A 24,851-nucleotide genomic window follows, 5' to 3' on the forward strand; every position below is an offset into this window, starting at 1 on the left:
ACCAGATTCTCAAACGAGAAGTATTTCTTCTTTTTATCGGCTCCGCTCGATCGCGACTTGCTCTTTGCCTTTAACCGCACCTTTGCCCGCTGTCTGCCCTGAGGTGTCCACCAGGAGGGCACGATTACCTTGTAGCCCGCGTTCTCTAGCACCCAGGCAGACTCTTTTAAGAAGGTAAATGCAGCATCCAGGTTGAGCTGGATACCCACGGGCTGATCGGTCTCTAATCCCTTCCAGAGGGCTGGATAAATCCTTGCTGCATAGCCTAAATTCATCAGCAGGTGTTGTTCAAAGTCTTTTCCCATCTGCTTTTTTACCTGCTGCTGATGTTTGGGGCGCATCCGCCAGTAGTCGTTTAATGCAACTCGCAGAGACGGATCACTTTTGGGAGCTACCCGCAACTGAAGTTCCCACGGATCTTCAAGCTTGACCGGGTCTTGCAACTGAAAACACAGATAAAAGGGTTGCTCAGTTTGCGTGCGAACAATGCGATCGCGCCATGCCTGCCATTGCTTGTACTGCTCCAACTTGTCTGCCGATGTCCAGGGCTTTCCTGAAGGGTGCAAACAGTAGTACAGCAAAGAATTTGCGATCGTTTTTTCGTAAGCCTGAGTCGTGGGCGTATGGGTGACAATATCCGACAACAGACACTCAGAAAAGTGCCGCAGGAGCGTTTCGCGATCGTAAAATTGAGGCGTTTCTTGAGGTTGAGAGAATCCAGCAACACAAGCCAGGGGCATATAGTTCACGTATTGCTGGATGGTTGATTCGTATTCTTCACCGACCCATTCCCAGGCTGGGTAAATTTCAAAGGAGACTGGGCTAGTGGTCTCTTCGACAATTTGGGTCGCTACGGCTGTTTTTTTCGCCAGGTTTGCCGATCGGCGGTTTGTTTGAGTTTTGCTTTTAGCCGTAGATTTACGACCCGTTTGTCGTTTGGGAGTCGGAACAATTTCAACGGGCACGGCTGTTGCCTGAGACGATCGATTCTTTGTTTTAGCCGGAGGTTGCGGCTGTTGGTCCCGATATTTTAGAGCAGGGATATACTGATCTTTGAAAATCAATCGTTTGAGCAGCTGAGTGTAGTGAAACCAGAACAATAAGTCTGACCCTAACTGGATCTCTGTAAGCTGGTGGAGCGCGAGAAAGTGTAGGTCGTTGAGCAGGGTGACAACTGAGTTGACAGCCCCCCCTGCACGAGTTGAGGCGATCGTGCGGTAGCAGTCTATCTGCCAATATTGCCACTGGAAGGCTTCTGGTAATTCTTCCTCTAAATATCGAGATAGCTCCAGTGAGGGAAGTGGCTGATTATCAACGGTTGGCAGGAGGAAGTACTGCGGTGAAATCAAATCCTTCAAATCTCGCAGATTGCCCGGAGGCTGTACGCCGACCTCCTGCTTCAGCAATAGTGCCAAGTCTTCGGCGGCAAGTTGCCTGGGGTGGCGTTGACTCGACTGACGATGCTCGTGCTTCTGGGTCGTTTCAACCCACAGATAGAACGCACCTGATTGGAAAAAGCTTTCTTCGCTTGCAGCCTCGGGCGATCGAGGAATCCACGTTCCATGAAGGATTTGCATAGCAACCAGCTCTGCATAAAAATGCTTACCTTTCAGGGTATCAAGAGATTTAGAACATAAGCGTTATTGCTTGCATCCCTGAAGGCGTTCGGAACCTCTACCCTAGCAGGGGCTACAGCCATTACGACGATCGCTGCCGCACTTCAGCAACGCACCAAAACGCGCAAGTTTGTTCACCATTCTCACTTCCCCTGAGGGAATCCTGATTTTTGACAGATATTCACTACCTTCTGAGGAAGACCATCAGGGGATACAGAAGTGAACAAAATCGGCGGAATGATTGGCTCGGTTGGACTGGGAATATCGCTGCTGGCAGTAGCTTCGCTCCACGCAGTGTTCGCCTTCATCTCAATGACAAAGCAGCTCTCAGCCAATCGCCCGGACTATGACAGCGGTAATCCATCGCCTAGAACGTCTCTTGCCCCTGAGCCAAAGCAAAGTGAGCGGGGACAGGTTGTTAGCGTCAGTGATGGGGATACCCTCGTCGTCCGTTCCGGGGGACGAGAACAGCGAGTTCGATTCTGTGGGATAGATGCCCCGGAAAAGGATCAGCCCTTAGGCTCTGAAGCGAAAGCCTACTTACAGAAGCTAGTTGATGACGCGGGCGGGAATGGGATTCTGATGCAGATCGATCGCGATAAGGATGGACAAATGGTGGCAGAAGTCTTTACACGGGCAAGTGACGGCTCAGAAAAATCGCTCCAGGAGGAACTTCTGATGGCTGGGCTGGCATATGTGTATCCGACATATGTTTCAAGTTGTCCCAATGGCAATAGCTTTAAGCAGGCTGAGGCAATCGCCAAAGAGAAGCGGGTTGGCGTGTGGGGTAGAAACGATCAGCGTCCGTGGGACTATCGGAAGGCAAATCGCTGAAATGGGGTAGAGGCGATCGCCCTTTACCCATAACTTCTATCAGTACACTCTGCCAGGGCTTGGTCTAAAATCATCAGTCCCTTATCCAACTCCTCTTTCGTAACCGTTAGAGGCGGAGCAATCCGCCACACACTGCCCATGCCGGGAAGGGTCGCAATATTCATGCTTAAACCCAATTCCATGCAGCGTCGTGTGACAGCAGCGCCCAGTTCAGGATGGGGCAGGCGGCTGTCTCGGTCTTTCACTAGTTCTACGCCCAACAGCAAACCCTTTCCACGCACATCCCCGATCGCCTCATATCACTCTTGCAGCTCCAGTAACCCAGCTCTGAGGTAGTTCCCCAGCTCCTTGCGCTCGTTGTGCCAAGTTTTCTGTCATCAGCACCTTCAGCACTGCTAACCCCACTTCTGCGGGCAATGGGTCAGAAACATGGGAGGTATAGTACACAAATCCTTTCTCGTGACACTCTGCTTCAATTTCAGCACTGGTGACAGTAGCTGCCAGCGGTAAACCGCCTCCCAAGGTCTTTGAGAGTGTCAAGATATCAGGGATGATGTCCAACTGCTCAAAGGCAAATAAGCTGCCCAGTCGTCCAAAGGCAGTTTGCGCTTCGTCCAGGATCAGGAGCATTCCGCGATCGCGGCACAGCGTTTGGAGCCGTTCAAAGTAGCCGTCTGGCGGTATAATCACACCTCCAGCACTAAGGACAGGTTCTACAATGACAGCCGCATAAGCCCCGACTGACTGACTATCCACGAGACTGAAGCTCACTTCCAGACAGGTCATGTCACATTTGGTTTGACAGTGCTGGATAGGGCAGTGGTAGCAGTTCGGCGTGGGGATTGCCATTGTCCCTGGCAGTGAGGGACCCTACCCTTTCCGAGCCGTAAGATAGATGCTGGAACTGGCAGCAGCAGTCATGCCGTGCCAAGAACCCGTTAGTCCAATCACTTCAAAGCCTTTAAAGAAAGGCTTTACATCCGTACCTACAAAGCTGAAGATTATTTTTAACTTTTGTAGGGTCTAATTTTTAAACTTACAAAATATCAAGATATTCAATCTATTGAAGAAGCGCGAGTACTCAAAGAGTTAAAACCATTGTTGATCTCCCAATATTTTGACGATTGCTTTTCCTACAATTGCGTGGTGTCAATGGCTATCTCGATTGCACTCAGATCGGCTCCGGTGACAGGAGTAATGGTCGATTGCGTTACAACGAGGAACGAGGGTGTACCTGTTACTCCGAGTTCGCCTGCCTGAGCCACATCCGCATCGATCGCTTTCTGGGCCGCAATCGAATTTCGGTCACGCTCCCATCGGCGCAAATTTAACCCAAGCTGCTGCGCTACTTTCCGATATTGATCATTGGACAACGGTTCATCTGAAGCAAAAAGCTCTTCATAAAACTCCCAAAACTTCCCCTGCTGTCCGGCTGCCCAGGCAGCACGAGCGGCAGGCAATGCCTGGTCATGCAGACCGATCAGGGGCAGATGCTTGAAGACAAATGCAACCTGGGGATGACGCTGAAGCAATGCTGCGATCGGCTGATATGCCTGAACGCAAAAGGGGCACTCAAAATCGGCAAATTCAATCAGCATGACCGAAGCCGCAGGATTGCCCCGCACCGGAGAATTGCCCACAAAGGCAGGAAGGTTCTGCCGCACCTGCTCAAGAGCTTGTACCTTTGCCTCCGCTTCAGCGGCAAGCTGCTGGTCACGATAAGCCATCAATGAATTCAAGATGGCTTCTGGATGTCGCGCCACAATGTTCAGAACAGCTTGCTCAGTAGGAGTCATTTCGACTGCCACAGGTTCGACTGCCCAACTTGGCAACGGCAGAAGTCCAATCCAGATCAGCAGGATTAACGCTGTACCTTGAAGAAGTCTCAATGCCTGTCGTGGCTTCATTGCGCTCCTCTCCCATTCGCGCTACCGTTCTCGATCGCTGAATTTGCCATTTTCACTAGCGAATCACGATCGCCCAGTTTGATCCCGACACTATAGCGATAGCCGTTTTCGTCCCACACGACCTGAGCATCCGTGCAGTTAGTCGCACACCGCCAGGGCAGAAACGTTCCTGTGATTCCATTGGCAAGCGTTACCTGCGCGACAGGTTCCTCGGAGCGACCATCGGGATACAGATAATCGGATTCTGTATAGTCGTCCTGCGCCGACTTTGTGGGCTGAACTTCGCCTATCACGGCCCCCAATCGGCAGGCGTTACTGCCATTGCAGTCCTTGCTGTAACCCAACACCACCGCATAGCTGCCGGATTCTACAGAGTCTACGCTGGCATAGACCGGAAGCGACTCAGACGATTGCCGCTGCCCACGACTAGGAATGTAGGTGGGCAACCGTAAGGGAACCTGAGCGCGTCCCAGTTGGGACAGCACAGGCTGGAAAATGGTAGTTGCATTGGCGATCGGGGAGGTAGTCTGGGAAGGCTGATCCGCATTAGCTCCACGCAGCCACCAGCCTGCGCCTGCGATCAGAAACAGTGCCCCAATCAGCGCAATTAAAATCCACTCGAGATTAAAGCGTCTCATGTCTAGGGTTCCCCGTCATTCTGCCAGGAGCGATCGCGCCGTTGCATCGTCAGGCACACCCAATTGACGCAGCGTTGAGACATCCATTGCGCCCCCGCCAAGCTGCACGATCGTCCACTGGTTATTGGCACGACGCAAAAGAGCTTGTCCACCTGCTTCGCCCTGAAGCCAGTGAGCCAGGGTATAGCTGCCTACCACTTTCACTGACCAAACACTTGCCTGAGCAGTACCCCCATCTTTCTCTAATTCGTTCACAACGATGCGAGAGATCTGATCTTGAACAGTTGCCTGAGCAATATAAACAGGCTGTGCTGGAGCCGTCTGAGCGATCGTGGGCAAGTTAGGTGCGTTCGTGACAATTAGTGCCCCCGTTACCAGCCAAATTAGCCAGTTCAAAATCCGTTTCATAAAGTGTTCTCCTTTGGTTTATAAATTGCTCAAGCTATTCCTATAGTTGCGTAACCCGATAAATTCGATTTGTGCCGCCGTAGCGGTCGTAGGCTCCATCAAAGTTGCCGTCCGAGTTCCAGGCGAAAACAGCACGGCTGGACGAGTTCGATCGAATCTGGCTGCACCCGGCGTTCATGCAGATACCAATGTGTCGCTGGTCTTTCGCAATCACAATGTCGCCTGCCTGCGCCTGTGCTGCCCTGACCTGCTGACCTCGCCCGTTTTCCAGTGCGGACTCAACAGATGGTACATAGTTGGGGTTGTCGCCCAGGGGACGAATTCCCGCATTCGAGAGAACGCGATTGACAGCCCAGGCACAGGCTTCTCGACCACTACTGGGACCAGATGCGCTGCTGAAGCTGCCCATGCGCTGCACCGACTGCATGATTCGTTGATCTGCTTCGCCTGCTGGAACTGCTCCACCTGCTCCACCAGCTGGCGCAGCCGTTGAGCAAATTACACCGCTGCCAATGTCTGATCCTGACCCACCAGAGCGAACTAATCCTGCTTTAATTCGATCGGCAGCAGCTCCAATTTCTTCCCAGCGGTATGTCCCGTTTACCTGCTGTCGGGCACAGCGATAATCGACTCTGCCGCCGCCAATACATTCCGCAATCGGGCGACCCTGCCCATACCATCCTTCTTTCATCCCCCGGCACAGGGCTTGCGCGGCAACGTCCGGCTGCTGCAAGCGACGATCGTTCATGCCGCCATAAGCAGGTAGTCCCAGTTCACGGAACACACGCTCCTTGTTGCCGCACCATGTTACCTGCACCATGCCCTCGCCCCAGCCGCACTCGTCGTACATCGTCCGGCTATACTCCTGCATGGTACGAAAATGATCAGTTTCATGCTGCGCGGTGGCGATGATATAGGCAAGCTGGTCACTATCGGTCACACCTGCCTCAGCACAGGCGTTCATGATGTAGGGAACCACATCCATCGCCCCTTCGCGGGATGCCGGATCAACCGAGGCGATCGCCGCTTTTGTCGCGCCGTCCAATTTGGAAGGATCAACGGTGCAGGTGCGTCCGTCTCCCCCGCCACCACCGTCCAAGATGCTGGAATCAAATGTCGTCATCGGGGGGAATCCACCCCCTTTTTTAGCTCTGGTCGGCGTAGAAGATTCTGTAGTGGGGGGTTCTTGTGTGATCAGTCCGACGAAAATAGGATCGTCTCGGTGATAGGTTATGAACGGAATGGGTCCGATGAAATAGGGTGTACAGCCCCAGTTGTCGCAGTAACGAGCAAACAAGGCAGTCGTCACGCTATCGGTCGTTTCGTCCGGTTCCCAGACCACGACTTTGAAGGTATCCCCAAACGGCAATCGTCCGGTTGGCTCTTTGCCATTGTTCACCCACTTGTACGCACCGTGTCCCCCTTCAACTTCCTGGTACTTGCCCGAAATCCACTGCACTCCTTCTAGTGGGGACTGCACTGACCGCCCTACATTTTCCGCATCATCGAGTTCGATATAGGCACAGTCATCGGGATTGCCGATCGTACAGGGCACACGAAATCCCATCACATCAGAACCCGAAATCGTATTGGTACGCTCCGATTCTTCGGGTCCGTGAACAAAATCAACTCGCATGATACCACCACCAACCAGGGGAGGCGCACCGGGAAATGAACCCATCGGCAGCTTGTTGAGTCCCGGCACTTCTTTAAGCGTGGTTTTCTCCCAGCCCTCCAGCTTGGAGATTGGCAGCTTATCGGCTCCGGGCACACTGTCGATCGAAAACTGGCTTAAGTCAATGTCATCTAGATTAAGCTGACTTAACTCCGGGTAATCCTGGAGGAGTTGACTTAAGGAAGCATCCTGAAGCTGACTAGGGTTTAGCGATGCCTTTTCGCCGAACAAGGATTGGAGAACAGGCAAATCCCTCATTGAGAATTGACCCAGTTCCGGTATTGCCTTCAACAAACTGCCTACACTTTGTGTTGCCAGGGGCGTAAAGTCCCCGATCGAAGTGCCGGACAAATCCTGCCCCAGAGCTTCAGATATCGTCTCGAGCGAGAGGGATTGGGGCAGCAGCGATTGAATATCGCCTAGCCGTAGGAACTGGTCAGGCGTTTGTCCCGCAGCCCATTGACGAGTGCTATCTTCTAGATCAATAGAGCCATTGTTGTTAATCGCTGGCAAATCAGAAAAACTAAGCTGAGATAGGTCGTCGGGAACTGCAAAGGCTGGAAATTTTAACACCAGTAGAAGAAAAACGCTGACGATGAAGCAGATGACGCTTCGATAAATCAGCCGACAAAGATTTGACAGCATAAGAGATGAATGAAGAGAGACTAATTCGGGTCATACAAAGAAAAACCTATTAGTTTTTGTCTTTCAAAACGCGCTCGATCTGGTTGGTCACGCTGTACTGCCCACCCGTATCGCAGAGCAAGAACTGCTTGAGAGTTATTTCACTTTCAATCTGATGAATTTGCAGACAGGGATGATCGTTAAGAGACTGTCTGGCTGCTGCAATCAAGGGGATGTTGGGTGGTAAGTTTGGCTGAAGATAGGTTCTTAGAAAAGCGTTAGAGCCAGATTTGTCGTAGATGCCATATAAGCAGCCAGCCGTACCACATAGCTCCGGCTGATTAAAATCCACAGCAACTACGTCATCAATCGCGATAGCTCGGACACGATTAATTTGCTCCTCACTGGGCTGGGTCAGTACTGAATTTGCCACCAGCAGTGCCCCTACCTGATCACGGCTAAACACCCCAGTTGCGTCCCGCCAGGACATTCCCCCGGTTGCCGAACAGCTCCACAAGAAAAAGCAGGAGATCGCCAGAAAGATGGTAATCCCCAGGCGAAAGAAATAAGCTGCCTTGCTGAGCCATAAGGGAGCAGATTCTTCTTCGGCTGAGATGAAAGCGGTTTCTGGTTTCACCTCAGCGACGGAATTGGCTTGAACTGTCGTCTCCGGGGATGATGAGGAATGAAGCGTGTCCTCCATTGAATGTCTCCTATGGCTGAGTAATGCGATAAATTGTTGAGCCAGTCAATTTCCCGTCAAAATCGTGGCTTGAGTCCCAGCCAAACGACTTGAGCGTTCCGTTGTTTGAGCGCACCGTATGACACCCCTCGTCCAGGCAAATGCCAATATGCTTTCCCGATGCTGCAATCACGAGATCGCCTGCCTCTGCCTGGTCAGGGTCATTAACGGTTGCTCCACGCCCATTGCGTAATGCAGATTCGATCGACGGAATATAGTTGGGATGCTCGCCCAGAGGACGGATTCCAGCTTGCGACAACACCTGATTAATTGCCCAGGCTGCTAACTCTTTTCCTTTGCCCGGACTGGAAGCTGTGCTGAACTTGCCTAATCGAGAGAGAGTTGCCGCGATTTGTGCAGCAGGTGTTTGTGCCGTTGACTGCGATCGCAGATCATCCACGCTGCATTTCAGTCCAACACCACCGCCCTGCGCTTCGTAGTTTAATCGCGCTTGCTGCCCGTACTGTTGAAGGGGTAAACCGTTTATTCCTGTAACGGTATTACCGTCGATTGCAGTAGCCGTTCCTCCCACTGACAACTGAGCCACGCGCTCAATCAATCGGCTATCCTGCCAGGTCGTTCCTGCTTGCGGGTCGGGCTGCGTCTGTACAAGTTTCAGCAGCGATTTAGTGTTGTTCGTCAGAACTTGGGTTTGCAGCTCTGGTGGAAAGAACTGTAGGAGTTCTGCGGGTTTGGGTTTGTCGCCAGAGGCGATCGCCTTCAGCCAATCCTGACCGCCTGGTTTTGAAGCGATCGCGGACTGCACGGATTCAGTATTGCTGGGTAGCTGGTATCGCCCTAAGAGCCGTCCGCACTGTCCGTCACGACAAACAAACAAGCCAATGCTTGTCGGACTAGATGGCTCAGAATCGACAGCCGCGATCGCGCTTGCGAGGGTGCTGACGCTGATCCCGCCAACACTCTCGCCCGTACAGCGACCTGGATTTACGTTTTCATAGCTGGTAGTTGCCTGCGGCAAAACGGGCAGTCTATCAGAATCGACAGGCGTTTCACTGTCTGCGCCAACCACAATCAGGCTGCCCATTGGGTAGCGGAGGAAAGGGACTGCGAACTGGTTATAGGGACTACAGGACTGACGGACACAGGTGCGAAACACCAGAGCCGAGCTTACGGTTTGCCTATCAATCCGGGTCAGCACTTGCTTAAATGCTGCGCCGAAAGGATGCCGTCCGGTTGGCTCATAGCCAGGGTCAAGCCCTAACGAAGACGGCAGGAATTGAAGTGCCCCGTAGCCGCCAGGAACAGCCTGACTCGCCCCCAACACCCACTGCTTGCCCGATAATCGCTGCCGATCTTGTGCCTGACGAGACTGCTTTTTATCTGCCGGCGGTGGCTCTACAGAGTCTGCAAGCGCAACCCCTGTACAAGATTGAGAAACGATCGAATTGCGGTCAGGACAGGTAACGTGAAATCCAATCTGGTTGCTGCCCGTCACGGTTTTAGAAATGACAGGGGATGTACCCATTGATTCAATTCGGGCAATTCTCGGAGAGCCATTTAGGACGGGCTGTGGCATCTGGGTCAGGGGAACCCGGCTCAACCCTGGAATATCAGCAAATGACTGCTGCTGCCATCCGGGAAAGGCAAGCAGGGGAGTTGCGGCGGCGTTTGGCAGATCGCTCAGGCTAAACGACTTCAGGCGATCGCCAAAGTCCGTAAGCGATCGTTTTGAGCTATCAGGCTGGCTTGCCACCATCGCTACCGTGCGAGGATCGCCACTTTCGGCATTGACCAAGGCGGCGATCGGAGTAACTTCGCGCACCGGGAAGTTTTTGAGATAGGGAATACTTTCGACCAGTTGCGCCAGCGGCTGTGCGGTGAGCAGCTTAAACTGGGAGAGCTGCACCTGCTCCGGCGTGAAGCCAACCATCCGCACAATTTGCTCAAGCGAGAATTGTCCAGCTCCGAGACTTGGGACATCGCCCAGTCGCAGTACCGTTGCCAGGGCATCTCCCGCTTTCCACTGACGGGTTGCAGTCAGTCCTGATGCGGCATCTAGAGTAATCTTGCCGCCTGCAGTCACTTTCCCCAGGTTGGAAAAGCTAATCTGCGAAAAATCAATACTGGTGAGTCCCTGCTCGCTCAGGTTAAACTCCTGGTCAAACGTTTGCGCTAGAGCCGCCGGAGTTCCCCAGCAGGCAAGGTTCAGATAGACTGCCAGAACGATTGCAGGAAAACATTTTTTCAACCATTGCATATCAAACATCCTCTACAGCCGGATGGCGAGGCACGGGGACAAAGATCGGAGTCGTAGCTGTTCGTACTGCACTTTCATCAATGCCCATCAATTGCTGTGGCGGACGGGCAAAGATCGAATTGTCGGCGCTGGAAACGGGCTTGGCATAGTCTGCTTTGTTCAAAATTGCGGCAATCTGATTGCTGATGTCGCGTTGAGCGGTCGCAGGCACAAACTGCTCGCGCTCAGTCACTAAATCCTGGAGTCGGGCGATCGGCAGTTCACGATCAATGCCACCTGAGTTCATCTGGTCAAAGTAGGTCTTGTCGGCAACCCGCTTCACGGCTTTACCAATTTCATCCGGGCTACAGCCGCGATACTCACGCAAGAGCGTCCGCCACTCAGTTTCCGTAAAGCTATAGCGGAAATACTTCTGCAAGTGCAGATTGAAAATCTGGTACATCGCGCCATCGTGGGGCATCCCAAAGAAATGCGTGTAGTCAAATCGGCGCACCATTTCTGGAGGCAGCATCTCCAGTCGGTTGATGGTGGCAAACATGATGACGGGTTCAGTGTGATCCTGCATCCAGGACAAGAGACGACCCGCAAGCTTACCCGATACTCCGCCTTCTGCGCTGGAATTCCACCCCAGGAAGGCTTTTTCAAACTCGTCAAAAAATAGAATGGCTGTGCCGATCCGCCCCACGAAGTTGAGCAGGTAATCCAGATTGGACATTGATTCGCGGATCGTCGCGCCCACCAGCTTGTTCCAGTCGCAGGCAACCAGCGTCGCGCCGATGTGTTTGGCGGCAAGCTTGGCAACCAGAGATTTTCCTGTGCCGGGAATGCCCCAGAGCAAAACGGCGCGAGGCGGTCTGAGGTTGCGCTGTTCTGCTTCGGGTTGCAGCAAAAGGCGAATTTTCTCCAGGGTTTCGTAGAGCAGATCTAGTCCTCCGGCGTACTGCACATCCGGCTTTGGCAGAAGCGTAATACCGCGCCCCTGAAGCTTTTTAGTTTTGTACTGCATTACATAGTCGGTCAGACTATCAATCGTGGGAGAAACAGCAACACCCCGATTCAGTACCAAATCAATTTCTCCTCGCGGCAGTCCGGCACAAGCCTGAACCAGAGATCGCTGCTGGTTAGAATCATGCTCAATTCGAGGAATCGCTGCGAGAGAAACTTTGACTTGTTGAGCCACTTCACTACGGGTCGGCAGCGGAATTTCCAGCACTGACATCAGGGGGTGGAGGTTCAAAGGAATGTCGAAATAGTCATCCACCAGCACCACGAACTGATTGCCCTGGCTCTGCTGCAAATCGTAGTAGGCGTTGCGGATTTCAAAGCTGCGGCTTGGGTTGTCTTCCAGATCTCCAATAACTCCCTCAACCAGAAAAATGCCCGGTTGGTTGATCTGCACCACAAAAGGGAGAACCGCCCCATTAACCTTATGCGCAGGAGATAGCCCTCTGCCGTCGCTCCGCTGCACCTGCTGAATTTCAGCATAGGCAGGATTCCAGAAAAATAGGGGCAGTTTCAGGTCTGCCGCGAACTGAGCAAATTGACGAAGCAGGTAAGGGCGATCGCAAACAGCACACCGAACGGCAGTGATCACATCACCGTTCTGGACAAACTGCTTCCAGCCATTCAGCATGATCTACTCCTGAAATTTTCGTTTACTGGGAGGTTGAGTCCACAAAAAGCAGTAACCGCTCGTCACTCTGCGATCGCCTACCCGCATTGCACTCAACTCGCGGACTCGCGCCTCACACTCACCGTTCATCAAGTCCGGGTTCCAGTCAAGAAACTGTTGGGCATAGCGACCTTCCTTGCTTTGTCCCCACTTCAACGCAACCACTTCATCAGCAGTCAGTCCCCGCGCGTCCATCTGCACCAGCCAGCGCGATGCACCAAAGCCGGAAAGCGCACCGACGAGCAATACTGTGAGCGTGATAAACCCAGCCCCCATCAGGGATTTATAGGTCACTACATTTTTGGCTTCGCTGCCTTTGGCGATCGCAGCACTCACCAACTGGCTGACAGTCTTGGCGATGTCCTGCTTCATCCCTGCCAGAGCCGCCTTTTCGTAGCCGCCGTACTCTAGCCGTAGCTTCTCAAAGCAATCATTAAACGTCTGTCTCAGGTCATTGGGAGCCTGGTTGAGCAAGACCTGAACGGTGGAGTTAGCGACCATCAGCAGAAACAGTGGGTCGCTCTCCCGCAACCCTGACTCATGCACAACGCTCATCACCTTTGCACAAGTGGCAGCGTCCTGTCCCTCCAGCAATTTTTCAAGCAGTTTATTTTCTGTCATAGCAGATTATTTTTGTCTAATGCAGACTCAGGTCTTGGACAGAGTTAGTTAGACTAGAATCTGAAATGAGTCTAATTAATTGAGTTTTCAGGTGAAGTTAATTAGACTTGATTTTCAGCCAAGTCTAATTATCTGAAATCGATGAATCAGTTTCCGTTACCTGAGCAGGAAGGGTAGCAACAGCTTCTCCTTTCTCTCTTGACCTACGGTATTGAGAGGATTTCGTTTCTTTCGTTGATTTTTCTGTCGTTGCTGGAGGTTCTGCATTCCATGCAGGTAAGTCAACCGTAAAAATTTGGGTTATAACTTCCATTGCTTGCTCAGCAAAGGTTTTGACGCGCTGTGCCTCAATTAGCTTACGTTCAGCCATTAATGCCTCAACACCTGCTTCGTAGGTCAGATTGTGTTTGTCCAGAAAAAATTGCTCCGCACTGCCCAAAACAGGAAAATCCCGCAGGCATACCAGATTGGGTCTGGGTCTACCAATAATCTCTTGATAAAGTGGTTCGTCGTCTAGATAGGCAAAGCTCTTGCTATTCAGTCGTCCCTCGTTACGAATGATAATATGAGGAAGCCTGCCATCCAGCATTTCGATCGACTCTGCTAGCAGCCGGATTGAGGCGTAGCAGCCATCGGTGACAAACCAGTGATACAGGTCAATATTCTGCTCCTGGCAAAGCCGAAGTAAATCGACCGATCGCATCCAGCGAGCCAGGGCATCATTCGTTTCTGCTGGAAGGTTTACGAGAACGCAGTGCTTCTCAATAGCCTGCTGGAAAATAACGTCCGGCTCGCTGTATTTGCGGGGATCGTCGCTAAGTGAGATTGTGACCGCATCTGTGGTCTTGCCGCCTTCAAAGCCACCGTAGACCCTGCCGACATCACCGATTGTAATATCAGCTTCAACCAGACTAAATTGCTGCTGCTTTTGGGTGAGGTATTCCGCTAAGTGGCGAGAGAGAAAAGTCTTGCCGACTCCGCCTTTACGACCCCCAGCTAAATGAATCTGTGAACGAACGGATGCGGTTGAAGCAGGAGATTCTGAAGATGCAGGTTGTGCGACTGAAGAGTTCATTTTTAGTCATAACGAAAGGGCAGGAATGCTATGAAGCAGAACGGCTGGAAGGCACACCCAGCATTCGATCAACCGAATTCAAATTAATACCAGAGCCTTTAGAAACAGGTTTGCGAGTAGGAACTTCTACTTCATGCTCCTCCGGCTCATCAAACTGCGCTGTAGGAGTGGCAATAGAGTCGGGAATGCAGTCGGGAAGCTGAGATTCTGATTTATTGGAGCTTGATTCAATTCCAGCAAGCTGCTCAATCTCGTAGATGTAGCCCTTGAGCTTACCAATGCAATCCAGAGCGATTCTCTGGCTTAATTTGCCGGATGCGTCCAGTGCAGCGGGGCAAAATCGCGCTTTTAGCAACTCCTTAACCACATCAGGAAGACAATAGCCCTCACGGTTAAGGTATTCCAACACCTCGGCGAAATGCTGATCCTGATTAGAGCGATATCGGAGCCGAAATTCGTTTGGGGAATTAACGGTCATGCTACTTTTTGAACCTCAAACTGGGACTCGAATAGGGTCATGACATCTGCAAATCGAGACTGCAAGCATGAGTCGAATTTACTTAATTCACCCACCCGACTTTCCAGCCATTCTGGAGCTGCCCATTCAAACAGCTTGTCTAGTTCAGTTTTAAGGTAAACACCCGTGCCACCGCTGATAATCAAGTGATTAAGGTCATCGGGCACGATTGTATTTAGAAAGTCCTGAACTAGCTGCCAGTACTCATGTCGGGCGATGCGAATTGCTTCAGTCAGCAACTTGGCTTCAGCATGGATATTTTCAGGCTGAGTCGATCGAATTAGAAATTGCAGCTCACGGTGGTTGGTTCGCACATCTGCACCAATGCTGTACACAGCTTCAACCAGCGCATAGCGGTTTTGTCCCGGCGTAAGGGCAATGACTTTATCGATCAGTTTAACAAAGCCAAGGTCAGTGGTGGAGCTATGCTGACCTTCAATTACACCCCGATTGAGCGTAAGACAGCTAATGTTGCGATAGCCGACAATTAGAACTGTAATACGATTCTGGCGAATCCAATCCATACCGTATTTGCGTATGAGGTGACACAGCATCCCCGTCCCCTCGCTGCCACAGTAATAAGATGTAAGCTGTCCCCGGATCAGAGTGTCCTGAAAATAATACTTCTTAAGACTTTTCGCAATTTTTTGTTCAAGCCATTCGCGGCTGTGAATCTCTCCATAGGGAAGCAGCAGCGCAACCTCTACCGCGACGCGATCGACTGCCTCACGTACCGCGATCGCACCGACTGCCGCTAAAAATTTGTAGAAAGCGTATTCATACTTTAATAGCTCGATCCGTTCAACCGCTTTATATTCTCTAGCGAGGAAGCCACAAACCTGAACGGTTTCCGCATCACGCGACAACTTGACCCAGGCTTGGTCTTCGGGTCGTGCGTTGAGCAATAAACGATTCACCGAGCAGGTCGGTAGCGTCAAAACGTCTGGCTCCATCATCAGAATTTTGGGTGGTGTGCCATTAATCGAGTACACGACCTTAGACAGCGAAGCACCGGGATCAAACCCAACTTGCAACTTTGCCGACTGTATCGGTGGCATGAATCTCTTCTCCCTTACATTTTATCTTGTGTTTTTGGCTTAAATTTCATCCGTCAATGGGCATTGTCTAGAGGGAGGAAAAGTGTCCCAAATTGTCCCAAAAAATCTGTCCCAAGTTGTCCTTTTTTGTCCCAAACTGTCTCAAATTGTCCCAATAAATCTGAATTATCTACACTTCTACTACGAAAAAAATAGGAGTCTTTCATCAAATTACCACCATTTTTTCTAAATTTATTAACTGCAAGAAACGCAACCGTCCCAAGCTGTCCCTCTTTGTCCCAAACTGTCCCAAATTGTTCTTGTTCTAGCTGTATAGCTTGTCCTAGTTGAGTTATAGCAAGCAAATCAAAACAGCATACCTTTGATTTTTAGACCAATTCTCAAACGAATTTCAGCAGCTTCAAAAATTCTTTTGAATTAACTTCTACAAATTTGTTGAGTTTTGTTTTTATATTCAATTCAACATTCCAACATCAGAGGGAGAACACTACACTGATTGAAAGCGAGCAATCATTCCTTAGCAGTATTCACTTGTCCTCCTTGAGCAATGTCTTCTCAATCCAAATGCCGTTTTTCTGTTTACGCCACATCGCAAGAGCATCAGATCTTTCGCGATCGGGCAAAAGCTCAACGCATGACAGTTTCTCGCTATGTTCTATCGCTTGCCGAATCTGAGCAAGTCGCAACGGCAGAACGGCTACAGAAAATTCAGCAGCATACGAGACAGCTCACAGCCTGTTTGAGTGGCTTAAGCCATGCTCTTTCAGGCAGCGAGCATTCTTCTCGTCTGTTTGATACAGCAGTCCTGCTGCTTACTCAAATTGAGGAGGAGGCAAGCCGATGATTGGCAAGACAACGCTCTCAACCAGTTTTGAAGGCACTTTACGCTATGTCTACAGCAAACCAAATGTAATGACGGTAGGTGCGACTCTAACAGCCGCATTTACCGGAGATCCTTTGCAAATTGCAAAGGCAATGGACACAGTTGCCCGTAATCGTTCCTCTAAACCCTGTTACCACATCTCACTGTCCCCCGCACAGAGGGATGTCCTGGAAGTTGAGGACTGGCATCGAATTAGCACTGACTTCTTGAAGGGCTTAGGTGCTGACACACACCAAGCTGTAGCGGTATTGCACACCGATGCAGATTATCCCGATGGAACTGCTAGACCGCACCTGCATTTTGTGATCAATCGGTTTGACTCTATCAATTCAGATGCTCGTGCCCTGTGCCTGCATTTTCCACGAATTGAAGCGGTAATTCGCAAGCTGGAACAAGACTATGCACTTGAAGCGGTTCCCTGTAGCTGGGAAGTTGATCGCCGAGGGGATGCTGCCTCACAGTACCACCGCACCCAGCGTGAAGGCGTTCCTTCAGTTCGCACCCAGGTTCAAGATTCAATCGATCAAACGATCGCTCAGGCAACGACTGTGAATAAGTTTCTTTGCGGACTGCAATCGCAGGGTATTCAATCAAACCTTACAGAAGAAGGCATTTCGTTTGAGCAAGAAGGCATTTCGTTTGCAGGCTACCAGCTTGGAAAAGCATACACCCGCAGTCATGTTGAGAAGGTTTTAGGCAGGAATAGCACCATGCTTCAAAGTGACGCAGCACGATCGGGAATGTCGATGGCTGACCTGATGCAAAAAGTTTCAGAAGAGGTGATTCCTGCGCCTGAATCAGAAGAGGTGATTCCTGCACCTGAAGTTGAGGAAATACCTTTAGTTAATCCTCAACCGAAGCCGGAACCTGAGCCTGAGTCGCAGCCGGATCGAAAAGCCAGAAAACCCGCTGTGCCATCTCCAGTCCTGGCAGAAACCGGAACTGTTCTAGAAAACCTGGGGCAGACGATCGGGGGTAGTCATGAAATTGACGGCATGATGCTGGGCGGAGCCGCTACCCAACTGACGGGTGCTGCCGTGATGCTGGGAGATGCTTTTCTTAAGCGAATTGCAGAAGCCAAGGAGCGCGAGCAAAGTGAACGTGCCCAAGGATTAATTGAGCAGTTAGAGCAAGTTGGCAAGCGGACAACGGCTCTAGAAGAAACAGTTCAGACACAATCTCGCACGATAGCCGCTCCTGCTAAACCTCAAATGGCTACGGCATTCGCTTCTGCATCACCCGCAGTCCCTCAGCCTGTTCAGCAGAAAAATTCTCCTCAGCAGTCATCTACAAACCCGTTAGCAGAAAGCTTCGGACTGGCACAGCAACGGCTGGAAAAACTGGAGCGACAGGCAGGACTACCTCTGGTTGAGTATTCTGCCCTGAAGTTTGACCATAACGCTTCGATCGATCAGCAACTTGATCAGATGGAAGCGGCTCTGAAGCAAATCAATGAGCGGCTAGAGAAATTAGAGATTGTGCTACAGCCAGAGGCAACGGTTGTCACAAACAAACCTACGGCTGAACAGGTCGCTGAAAGCTTGGCAAACTATGTCCAGGCAAGAGCACAGTATTACAGGCTTGCACCAACGGAACCTGTAAAAACACGAACAATGGGAACGATCGAGTTTTCTCATTCCGAAAGCGGTCGTGAAACGATTGCTGTAGTAGAACGACCCTTTGGCGCAAAGTTTGAGGCAACGAAACAGGAAGGTCAGTGGGAAGTTGCCAGCAATGATTTATCTGATGGAGAAATAGAAACAATTGCAAAACTGCCGCAAACCGCGCAGGAGTATGAATCAGTAACACAAAACAAAGCACTGATTCGCTATTTCCAGGAACGCGCTCCTCAAGAGTTTGAAGGGGAAAAGGGCAGGATTATCTGGAACAATGAACATAACAGATTTAATTACCGCTTCGACATCGCTACAGATCGAAGCAGTAACAAAACGGTAATCGGTATCGATCAACGTACCGAGAAGATGGTGATGCAGGCGCAAATCAAGCCAGATGGCAGTATTCAAATCGACCGGGCCCACGTTCCCAAAGAACACGCTGAATCGTTGCTGCATCAGCGAGAAGCGACGAAATCTGCCGAATCTAAAGTGACCCAGATCTATAAAAAGCAACGGTCACGTCCTGAACTCTCCCTATGAGTTCCTTTCTCCCCATAACTCTCTTCAAGAAAACCATGTCTAAACAACCAAGAACACGCAGACACAAGCCCAGAACAACGTACCAATTTACCGTTCTGGGACAACCAGTGCAGCTCGATCAGATTCAAACTACCATGCTGGGGATATTTGCTTCCCTCATTGTTTATCTCGCAGTTCGCCAACCCCCGATCGCCGCGATTGTTGTTTCAGGGGTTCTCACGGTCGCAGGAACACTGTTACTTCCTGCTGCCACAAAAGCGATTGTGCGGCATAAAAAACTACAGTGGGCAACTGCGACCACTGCCATATTCCTGGTCATTACAGGAGCCAAACCTGCATCTGCTCAGTTCTTTAATGCTCTGGAGGCAGCGACTCTGGAGGTTGTTGCAGCCTCTAACTCTGGAATTGACGAAGCGGTAATCACAGGGGTCTTTATTCTGGTTCGTGTTTTAGTTGTACTGGCATTTGTTGCAGGCGCAGTCGGAATGCTGGTGCAAATGTTTCGAGGAGGAGACTGGCAACCGATGCTCACCCTAATTGGCATCGGTATGGCATTTGTGATTGGGGTTGAAATTATTAGCAACCTGATGTTGGGTGGACTCGCGGCAAATGCAGGTGCAGTCACAGGCTACGCTGCAACAGCCATTCCGGTTATAGCCGCAAAGGTTGGAATTACGATCGGTTAGCTCGTTGTCGTTCTCTTCGTTGTTAATTGGCTAATCCGCCAGATCTGGCAAGGACTGAAAAAATTAATGAGCAAGCAAATTGATGTCGATCAAGACCCTGTTCGGGTCAGTAGATCGATGGGAAAACGCGCCAGCATTGGTCCGATTCCTGCCGACCTTTTGTTTCCCTGGATGACGATCGGGTTTGTTGCTTATTTCATTATTCGGATGATGCTGGCTGGTAGCCTCATCCTCTGGGCAGGTTGCTGGTTCTGGTTTGCAGTCACTTATTGGGCACTGGCAGGCAACCGTGCTTATCGATACTTCAAGCAGTGGTTAATGCCACCGGGTCAGGACTGGATTAATGGGGATTCGCTGTTCGTGAGGGTGACGGATCACGGACTGTGGAAGCGCAAGCGCAAAGAACAGCAGGGCGCAATTCTGATGCAAATGGACGAGGGGGTTAAACGTTTTATGCCGTTTCAAAAATACTGCCACTTGCATTCAATTGTAGAGATTCAGATTGGCGGACATCGGTTTGCCTGTCTCCTGCTGCATAATCCCCGCAGCGATCAGTGGTCGGCGCAAATTCCGTTTAAGTTTACGGGGCTACATCCGCAGCTTTATCGACAAGAGGTAGAAGAAACGATCGACTTATTGCGGCGAGGACTTCAAGAATTGCCTGAACGTGAAGCGTTAACGTTTTATCTGGGCTGCTCAACAGACATTTGTGAACGTTACGAGCAGCTAAACCAGCTTGCCGAATCGACTTCACTCACTCCGGTTTCTGTTCTCTTGCTCAATGAGCAAAAGCGCATTTTTGAACTGGCAAATCAAGGTGTTCGGCAAATCTGGAGCCAGAGCATTTGGGCAGGATGGACAGCCCAGTACAGCGAGGAGAATAAAACCGACAATATCGGTAAAGCCTTGGTGGGCCTACAAAGATGGGCACAAAAAGGCATCCGATCATTCGTTGGTACAGAACAAACCTTCTTCAATAACTTTTACCGTAACCTGGCACAACAGGTTTATGAACAGGGCTATCTGGAGTGGCGAAACCTGCTTGAAACCAAGTGTGGTCTAGAAGTTGCTCCAATGTTGGCACAAGAGGCGTGGGAGTGGCTGTGGTATCGCTTTAACAAATCTACTGCACCCATTTTGGGAAAGAACCAGTACATTCAGATTCGAGAAACCGAACGGGGACTGTCAGAAAACATTCCCATGAGCGGTCAAAAGGATCTGATCACGCTGCTGATTCAGGGTGAAAAGGGCAAGACGAGTGTGCCCCGCCATAAACAGCAGCACGGCTACGTTTATGTCAACGAAAAAGTTGGCAAAGTTGTGGTTGTGGAAGACCCGCCCGATGGCTGGCGGAATGCGCGTGAGCAGTTGAACTGGGTCTGGACAAGGATGAGTTCCAGCTATATGCGTGATACCGAAGTAGTGATTCAAATTAGACCGAAAGAAACCTGGGTCACTCGTGACGAGCTAGAGAAGATGTCGCGGCAGTCTCATACCGAACTGCGACGAGCAATCGAGGATGGTACAGGTCGCATTGTTCATGCCAATCTCGCAGGGGAGCAAGCCGCCGACGCACTGCGAAAAGTTTTAGAAGGGGTAAAGCCGCTGTACTGCGCTCCCGTTTTCATGATTTGGCGCAATTCCGAAGCCGAATGCGAGGAAGCCGCCATTCAGCTAACCAAGAGTTTTGGAACCGCAACGGCTGTCACCGAAGACGACATCTGCTGGCAGTTGTGGTCTGACAGCCTGCCTATTAACGATGAACTGTTGCTGAAAAAATTCAGCACCTTTTCTGAGCGGCGGCTGACGCTCGATAGTGAGTCGTTGATTGGTTTTCTGCCGCTCGTTAAACCCAGACCGCTGGATGCTGAGGGCGTTGAATTCTTGACTGAGCGAGGTGGACAACCTGTTCACCTCAATCTGTTTGGCAGTAGTCCCGGTCGAATCATGATTACGGGCACTTCAGGCAGCGGTAAGTCGGTGCTGGGCTGGCGATTTATTGAAGAAGCCCTAGCTCGCAATATTCCAGTGGTGGGACTGGACTTATCTTCAGGGGGAGACAACACATTCCGTACCGCTGTTGAGATGCTGGGCGAAAAGGGGGTCTACGTCGATATCTTGAGCGAACGCATGAATTTGATGGAGCCGCCTGACCTGCGAAATTTGCCGTCTAACCTGTCGATTCCTCGCTTCAAGCGGTGGAAAGACTTTATCCGGCAGGCAATCATGGCAATCGCGATGGGGCAAATTCAAGACCAGGAGTTGCAGGAACGGGTGGATTCAATCACGCTGCGGCTTTTGGAAGTGTTCTTCGCCGACTCTGAAATGATCGATCGCTACAATGCAGCGTTTGAGGGCGGTTTCAAATCGGCAGAATGGCAGCTTATGCCCACTGCTCATGAATTACTACGATTCTGTTCCAGGGAAAAGCTGAAGCTTGAAAGCTACGAAGAGATTGATGCTCGTGCAATTAACCAGATTGTGTCGCAGCTTGGCGCGAAGCTGGTAGACCCGAATATTGGGGATGTGATTGGACGACCCAGCACGGTCAACCCCAACCCCATCATCAAGTTTTATGCCCTCTCAGGACTATCCAATGACTCTAACGCCTACATTATGGCGATCACGGCACAAATGGCGTGTCTGAGAAATGCGCTTTCATCCCCGCAATCGCTGTTTGTGGGGGATGAGCTATCGGTACTCCTGAGCAAAAGTGGATTTGCCGATATGGTAGGCGAAATGCTGGCGACCGGACGGAAAGAGGGAGTCGCAAGTTTGCTGCTGGCACAGGATTTGGATGCTATTGTCACCTGTTCTGCTGCTGCCAAAATCAAAGCCAACATTACGACAACCATCACAGGGTACACCACTCATGCTGCCCTCGATGCCTATACCAGCTACCTGCACTATGACCCCAGCATTATTGGCGCAAATGCGACTGAGAAGTTCAGGGGCAACCGCAGCGAGATGTACACCCGCTGGTTAATCGAACGCAACGGACGGTTCTGGCAAACGCGATCGTACAGTCCACCACTGGCAGTTGCGGCTCTGGCAAACGAAGAAGAAGAGAAACTTGCTCGTAATCGGGTACTGATGCAGTATCCGCGAACCGAGCGTGGATATCTAGCTGGACTCAGCGCATTTACCAAAGAGTATGTCGCGGCTCTGCGCGGTTCTCAGTCCATGCAGGACATTGGGGTATCTGACCTTGAAAAGTTCCAATCACGACGACGAGTGAGTGCTTAAACACTATGAGAACTTTGACACAAGCGATTTTTCTAGCCACGGCACTGATGGCGATCCCAGTGGGTGAAGCCAATGCTCAGGTGACACCTCCATTTAACGGGAGTGCATCTGCTAACGGTTCTGCGGCAAATGGAGATTTGCTCAATAACCGTGATTTGCTAAACGGCGGGGTGACACCCCCCTTTAATCCGGCTGGAGGCACACAGGCAGGCTTGCAGCAGCAGGCACAGACCGGAGCCAATCTGGGCGGGATTGGGGCTGATGTGCAGCAAGCGACAGGGGCAGTCCAGGAGGCAGGAGGGATATTTAACGATATTGCCAATATTGGCGATCGCATCGGCAATATTGGCGGTCAGATTAGCAACAGCCTAGGTCGTTTATTTTCTCAGTTCAACCTGAATGCACTGATGGGGCTATTGGGTATCAACCTGAATCCTACGTTTGAGTCGGTTGCTGGGGGGCTGGAGGGCAACGGCGGACTGGATATCGGTGCGAAGCCCGATAAACCTGGTGGTGGGCTGGACATTGGGGCAAAACCCGATAAGCCCGGTGGTGCAGAGGCAGGTGAAGGCGGTTCACTCGTTAGCCGAGGGGCACTGATGCTGCCGGACATTGATCAGGCGCGAGCCGCGATCGCTAACGGCAAAACATCGACGACCGAGGAGTTTCTGGGTGCGAAAACGGGAGGGCAAGGCAGTGTGGTCATTAAGCAGGATCTAGAGTCTCTGCTCATGACCAGCACCACGAGAGAAGTAGGAGAAGCGACGACGCTATCGGCGCAGGGGCAGCAGCAACTTCGAGCTAACGCAGAAGCCGCAAACCAAGCTTTGACGACATCAGGGCAACTGGCAGAAGATTCTGCGAATCAGGATGTGTCGCAGAACATTTTGCGAAACCTTTCCGGGCAGATGCAGGCTTCACAGCAAACTGGGACACTGCTTGCGATCGACGCTCAAATGCGAGCCAGAGACGATTCGCTGAGAAATATTCTGATGGCAAATACGCTGGACGAAATTCAGGGCAACAACATTGCAGAACGGCGAATGGATGCTTCAGCTTATTCAGCCGCAATTACACAAGGAAGCCAGTTTACGCTGCCGGGGTTCAATCCTGAAGGAACCGGGCGTAATCGAACGGCAAGACGGGGACTAAGACCATGATTCAGTTTTTTCTGGCTCAGGAAGGATCTGCCGCCGCCGCTCAGGTCATTGAGCAATCGCTCAATCTTTCGAGAAGCATCACCGCTTCTTGGGATGAGATGTGGCAAACCATTCTGCAAGCACCCGATGACTTTTCACTGTGGACTGCGATTGTACGATTCTCACTCACAATTTCTGTGCTGGCACTGGTTTATTATGCCGTGTCGCAGGGCAATGACATTTTGAAAACGCAGTCGTTCAGCAAGATCGTTGAAATGTTTGTCACGCCGCTGGTAGTGATCTTTCTGCTGGGTGGTAACGGCTTTATGCTGGCAAACATCATTCTGGCAATTCGGGGAGTCGGACGATCGCTGATTACCAGCATTCTTCAGCTTCAGCTTGGCGGCATTTCGATGGAGCAAGCGATTAATCAGGTCATTAATAATCAGTTTGCCGTCCAGCGCATTCGCCAGGTGTTTCAGGAATGTGCCACGCTGACCGGAGAACCGCTAACCCAGTGTCTTCAATCCAAGCAGGCTGAGGCACAGGGAATTGTGGATGCACTGGGTCAGCAAAGCAATGTCCCGCTACAGGCAGCTCAAGCGTTGATCAATTTGTTTAGTGCCGTCATGACGGTCGGTGGTGGAGTTCCCACAATGATTCAGGGAGCCTTCTCCCAGATTATTCAATCAAGAGCGGTTCCAATCATCCAGGTTATTTTGCTGGCGATTCAGTGGGCATTTGTGAACATGGCAGAAGCCTCGCTGCTGTTGTCTGCACTATTTGCGCCAATCGCTGTTGCCATGCTGCTGATTCCACTTGCCGGAAATGCACTCACAATCTGGTTTTGTGGCTTTGTCTCAATCCTGGGGATTCAGTTGGGATATGTTCTGCTGGTGGGGTTTGTGGCATCGGTCCTGGTGGCAACCGATGCCCAGAACGCCATTGCAGCCGCAGGAGATTATGGTTTTTTGCTGTTTATCGCCATTTTTGCACCCTGGATAGCCTTTGCGCTTGGTAAAGGCGGGGGTGAGCAGCTTTATCAGGGAATTTCTCAGAGAGCCGCTCGACTGGCTCAAGCAGGGGTGCAGATTATCGCGTCTGGAGTCAAGTTGGCAGCAGGAGTTTTTTAGGGC

General features: G+C 51.1%; 22 protein-coding genes. 7 read left to right on the forward strand and 15 right to left on the reverse strand.

Annotated features, from left to right (window positions below):
* Nucleotides 1–1,577, reverse strand: a 1,577-nt coding sequence (locus NDI45_RS22930; protein ID WP_348248964.1) for an SNF2 helicase-associated domain-containing protein, incomplete at its 3' end; no start/stop codon positions are given.
* Nucleotides 1,578–1,835: 258 nt separating this feature from the next.
* Here NDI45_RS22930 and NDI45_RS22935 point away from each other — a divergent pair.
* The gene (locus NDI45_RS22935) at nucleotides 1,836–2,450 is read left to right on the forward strand and encodes a thermonuclease family protein (RefSeq protein ID WP_348248966.1); all 615 of its coding nucleotides are present in this window, start codon (nucleotides 1,836–1,838) and stop codon (nucleotides 2,448–2,450) included.
* Nucleotides 2,451–2,473: 23 nt separating this feature from the next.
* Here the strand turns inward: NDI45_RS22935 and NDI45_RS22940 are convergent, their stop codons facing one another.
* The 14 genes from NDI45_RS22940 to NDI45_RS23005 all read right to left on the reverse strand — a co-directional run bounded on the left by NDI45_RS22940 (nucleotide 2,474) and on the right by NDI45_RS23005 (nucleotide 15,949).
* Nucleotides 2,474–2,731 (reverse strand): hypothetical protein, encoded by a 258-nt coding sequence (locus NDI45_RS22940; RefSeq protein ID WP_348248968.1) that lies wholly within the window; start codon nucleotides 2,729–2,731, stop codon nucleotides 2,474–2,476.
* Between the two features lie 13 nt (nucleotides 2,732–2,744).
* Nucleotides 2,745–3,299, reverse strand: coding sequence for an aminotransferase class III-fold pyridoxal phosphate-dependent enzyme (locus tag NDI45_RS22945; RefSeq protein ID WP_348248970.1), 555 nt, complete (start codon nucleotides 3,297–3,299; stop codon nucleotides 2,745–2,747).
* Nucleotides 3,300–3,583: 284 nt separating this feature from the next.
* On the reverse strand, nucleotides 3,584–4,357 hold the full coding sequence (locus NDI45_RS22950; RefSeq protein ID WP_348248972.1) for a thioredoxin domain-containing protein: 774 nt from the start codon (nucleotides 4,355–4,357) through the stop codon (nucleotides 3,584–3,586).
* Nucleotides 4,354–4,995, reverse strand: coding sequence for a hypothetical protein (locus NDI45_RS22955; protein ID WP_348248974.1), 642 nt, complete (start codon nucleotides 4,993–4,995; stop codon nucleotides 4,354–4,356). Before NDI45_RS22955 ends, NDI45_RS22950 begins: the two co-directional genes overlap by 4 nt.
* Before the next feature lie 15 nt (nucleotides 4,996–5,010).
* Nucleotides 5,011–5,403 carry a hypothetical protein gene (locus NDI45_RS22960; protein WP_348248976.1) on the reverse strand — a complete coding sequence of 131 codons (393 nt, stop codon included), beginning with the start codon at nucleotides 5,401–5,403 and terminating at the stop codon, nucleotides 5,011–5,013.
* A 40-nt stretch (nucleotides 5,404–5,443) separates the two neighbouring features.
* Complete coding sequence (locus tag NDI45_RS22965) at nucleotides 5,444–7,723, reverse strand: hypothetical protein (RefSeq protein ID WP_348248978.1); 2,280 nt, start codon at nucleotides 7,721–7,723, stop codon at nucleotides 5,444–5,446.
* A 49-nt stretch (nucleotides 7,724–7,772) separates the two neighbouring features.
* A complete protein-coding gene (locus NDI45_RS22970; protein ID WP_348248980.1) occupies nucleotides 7,773–8,405 on the reverse strand; it encodes a hypothetical protein in 633 nt (210 codons plus the stop codon).
* Between the two features lie 10 nt (nucleotides 8,406–8,415).
* Entirely contained in the window at nucleotides 8,416–10,662 is a 2,247-nt protein-coding gene (locus NDI45_RS22975; protein WP_348248982.1) for a hypothetical protein, read from the reverse strand.
* A gap of 1 nt (nucleotide 10,663) precedes the next feature.
* Nucleotides 10,664–12,295, reverse strand: coding sequence for an AAA family ATPase (locus tag NDI45_RS22980; protein WP_348248984.1), 1,632 nt, complete (start codon nucleotides 12,293–12,295; stop codon nucleotides 10,664–10,666).
* A 3-nt stretch (nucleotides 12,296–12,298) separates the two neighbouring features.
* Nucleotides 12,299–12,955, reverse strand: coding sequence for a DUF6753 family protein (locus NDI45_RS22985; RefSeq protein ID WP_348248986.1), 657 nt, complete (start codon nucleotides 12,953–12,955; stop codon nucleotides 12,299–12,301).
* A gap of 124 nt (nucleotides 12,956–13,079) precedes the next feature.
* The gene (locus NDI45_RS22990) at nucleotides 13,080–14,030 is read right to left on the reverse strand and encodes a hypothetical protein (RefSeq protein ID WP_348248988.1); all 951 of its coding nucleotides are present in this window, start codon (nucleotides 14,028–14,030) and stop codon (nucleotides 13,080–13,082) included.
* A gap of 28 nt (nucleotides 14,031–14,058) precedes the next feature.
* Nucleotides 14,059–14,508 carry a hypothetical protein gene (locus NDI45_RS22995; RefSeq protein WP_348248990.1) on the reverse strand — a complete coding sequence of 150 codons (450 nt, stop codon included), beginning with the start codon at nucleotides 14,506–14,508 and terminating at the stop codon, nucleotides 14,059–14,061.
* The gene (locus tag NDI45_RS23000; protein WP_348248992.1) at nucleotides 14,505–15,605 is read right to left on the reverse strand and encodes a hypothetical protein; all 1,101 of its coding nucleotides are present in this window, start codon (nucleotides 15,603–15,605) and stop codon (nucleotides 14,505–14,507) included. The genes NDI45_RS22995 and NDI45_RS23000 overlap by 4 nt, the downstream gene beginning before the upstream one ends.
* A gap of 53 nt (nucleotides 15,606–15,658) precedes the next feature.
* Nucleotides 15,659–15,949: a hypothetical protein gene (locus NDI45_RS23005; protein ID WP_348248994.1), complete on the reverse strand. Its 291-nt coding sequence runs from the start codon at nucleotides 15,947–15,949 to the stop codon at nucleotides 15,659–15,661.
* A gap of 203 nt (nucleotides 15,950–16,152) precedes the next feature.
* Between NDI45_RS23005 and NDI45_RS23010 the strand changes: the two genes are divergently transcribed.
* The 6 genes from NDI45_RS23010 (at nucleotide 16,153) to NDI45_RS23035 (ending at nucleotide 24,848) form a co-directional block, all read left to right on the forward strand.
* Nucleotides 16,153–16,449: a hypothetical protein gene (locus tag NDI45_RS23010; RefSeq protein WP_348248996.1), complete on the forward strand. Its 297-nt coding sequence runs from the start codon at nucleotides 16,153–16,155 to the stop codon at nucleotides 16,447–16,449.
* A complete protein-coding gene (locus NDI45_RS23015) occupies nucleotides 16,446–18,644 on the forward strand; it encodes a relaxase/mobilization nuclease domain-containing protein (protein WP_348248998.1) in 2,199 nt (732 codons plus the stop codon). The genes NDI45_RS23010 and NDI45_RS23015 overlap by 4 nt, the downstream gene beginning before the upstream one ends.
* Nucleotides 18,645–18,679: 35 nt before the next feature.
* Nucleotides 18,680–19,330 (forward strand): hypothetical protein, encoded by a 651-nt coding sequence (locus NDI45_RS23020; RefSeq protein ID WP_348249000.1) that lies wholly within the window; start codon nucleotides 18,680–18,682, stop codon nucleotides 19,328–19,330.
* A 66-nt stretch (nucleotides 19,331–19,396) separates the two neighbouring features.
* Complete coding sequence (locus tag NDI45_RS23025) at nucleotides 19,397–22,576, forward strand: hypothetical protein (RefSeq protein ID WP_348249002.1); 3,180 nt, start codon at nucleotides 19,397–19,399, stop codon at nucleotides 22,574–22,576.
* A 5-nt stretch (nucleotides 22,577–22,581) separates the two neighbouring features.
* Complete coding sequence (locus tag NDI45_RS23030; protein WP_348249004.1) at nucleotides 22,582–23,736, forward strand: hypothetical protein; 1,155 nt, start codon at nucleotides 22,582–22,584, stop codon at nucleotides 23,734–23,736.
* The gene (locus NDI45_RS23035) at nucleotides 23,733–24,848 is read left to right on the forward strand and encodes a hypothetical protein (protein WP_348249006.1); all 1,116 of its coding nucleotides are present in this window, start codon (nucleotides 23,733–23,735) and stop codon (nucleotides 24,846–24,848) included. The genes NDI45_RS23030 and NDI45_RS23035 overlap by 4 nt, the downstream gene beginning before the upstream one ends.
* The last annotated feature ends 3 nt before the right edge of the window (nucleotides 24,849–24,851 follow it).

Source organism: Leptolyngbya sp. GB1-A1 (assembly GCF_039962475.1).
GTDB lineage: Bacteria > Cyanobacteriota > Cyanobacteriia > Elainellales > Elainellaceae > Leptolyngbya_A.

Bases quoted from the DNA above. Each gene is read 5' to 3' on its own strand.
- NDI45_RS22945 (WP_348248970.1), bottom strand. From the start codon at position 3,299: ATGGCAATCCCCACGCCGAACTGCTACCACTGCCCTATCCAGCACTGT.
- NDI45_RS22950 (WP_348248972.1), bottom strand. From the start codon at position 4,357: ATGAAGCCACGACAGGCATTGAGACTTCTTCAAGGTACAGCGTTAATC.
- NDI45_RS22955 (WP_348248974.1), bottom strand. From the start codon at position 4,995: ATGAGACGCTTTAATCTCGAGTGGATTTTAATTGCGCTGATTGGGGCA.
- NDI45_RS22960 (WP_348248976.1), bottom strand. From the start codon at position 5,403: ATGAAACGGATTTTGAACTGGCTAATTTGGCTGGTAACGGGGGCACTA.
- NDI45_RS22965 (WP_348248978.1), bottom strand. From the start codon at position 7,723: ATGCTGTCAAATCTTTGTCGGCTGATTTATCGAAGCGTCATCTGCTTC.
- NDI45_RS22970 (WP_348248980.1), bottom strand. From the start codon at position 8,405: ATGGAGGACACGCTTCATTCCTCATCATCCCCGGAGACGACAGTTCAA.
- NDI45_RS22975 (WP_348248982.1), bottom strand. From the start codon at position 10,662: ATGCAATGGTTGAAAAAATGTTTTCCTGCAATCGTTCTGGCAGTCTAT.
- NDI45_RS22980 (WP_348248984.1), bottom strand. From the start codon at position 12,295: ATGCTGAATGGCTGGAAGCAGTTTGTCCAGAACGGTGATGTGATCACT.
- NDI45_RS22985 (WP_348248986.1), bottom strand. From the start codon at position 12,955: ATGACAGAAAATAAACTGCTTGAAAAATTGCTGGAGGGACAGGACGCT.
- NDI45_RS22990 (WP_348248988.1), bottom strand. From the start codon at position 14,030: ATGAACTCTTCAGTCGCACAACCTGCATCTTCAGAATCTCCTGCTTCA.
- NDI45_RS22995 (WP_348248990.1), bottom strand. From the start codon at position 14,508: ATGACCGTTAATTCCCCAAACGAATTTCGGCTCCGATATCGCTCTAAT.
- NDI45_RS23000 (WP_348248992.1), bottom strand. From the start codon at position 15,605: ATGCCACCGATACAGTCGGCAAAGTTGCAAGTTGGGTTTGATCCCGGT.
- NDI45_RS23010 (WP_348248996.1), top strand. From the start codon at position 16,153: ATGTCTTCTCAATCCAAATGCCGTTTTTCTGTTTACGCCACATCGCAA.
- NDI45_RS23015 (WP_348248998.1), top strand. From the start codon at position 16,446: ATGATTGGCAAGACAACGCTCTCAACCAGTTTTGAAGGCACTTTACGC.
- NDI45_RS23020 (WP_348249000.1), top strand. From the start codon at position 18,680: ATGTCTAAACAACCAAGAACACGCAGACACAAGCCCAGAACAACGTAC.
- NDI45_RS23025 (WP_348249002.1), top strand. From the start codon at position 19,397: ATGAGCAAGCAAATTGATGTCGATCAAGACCCTGTTCGGGTCAGTAGA.
- NDI45_RS23030 (WP_348249004.1), top strand. From the start codon at position 22,582: ATGAGAACTTTGACACAAGCGATTTTTCTAGCCACGGCACTGATGGCG.
- NDI45_RS23035 (WP_348249006.1), top strand. From the start codon at position 23,733: ATGATTCAGTTTTTTCTGGCTCAGGAAGGATCTGCCGCCGCCGCTCAG.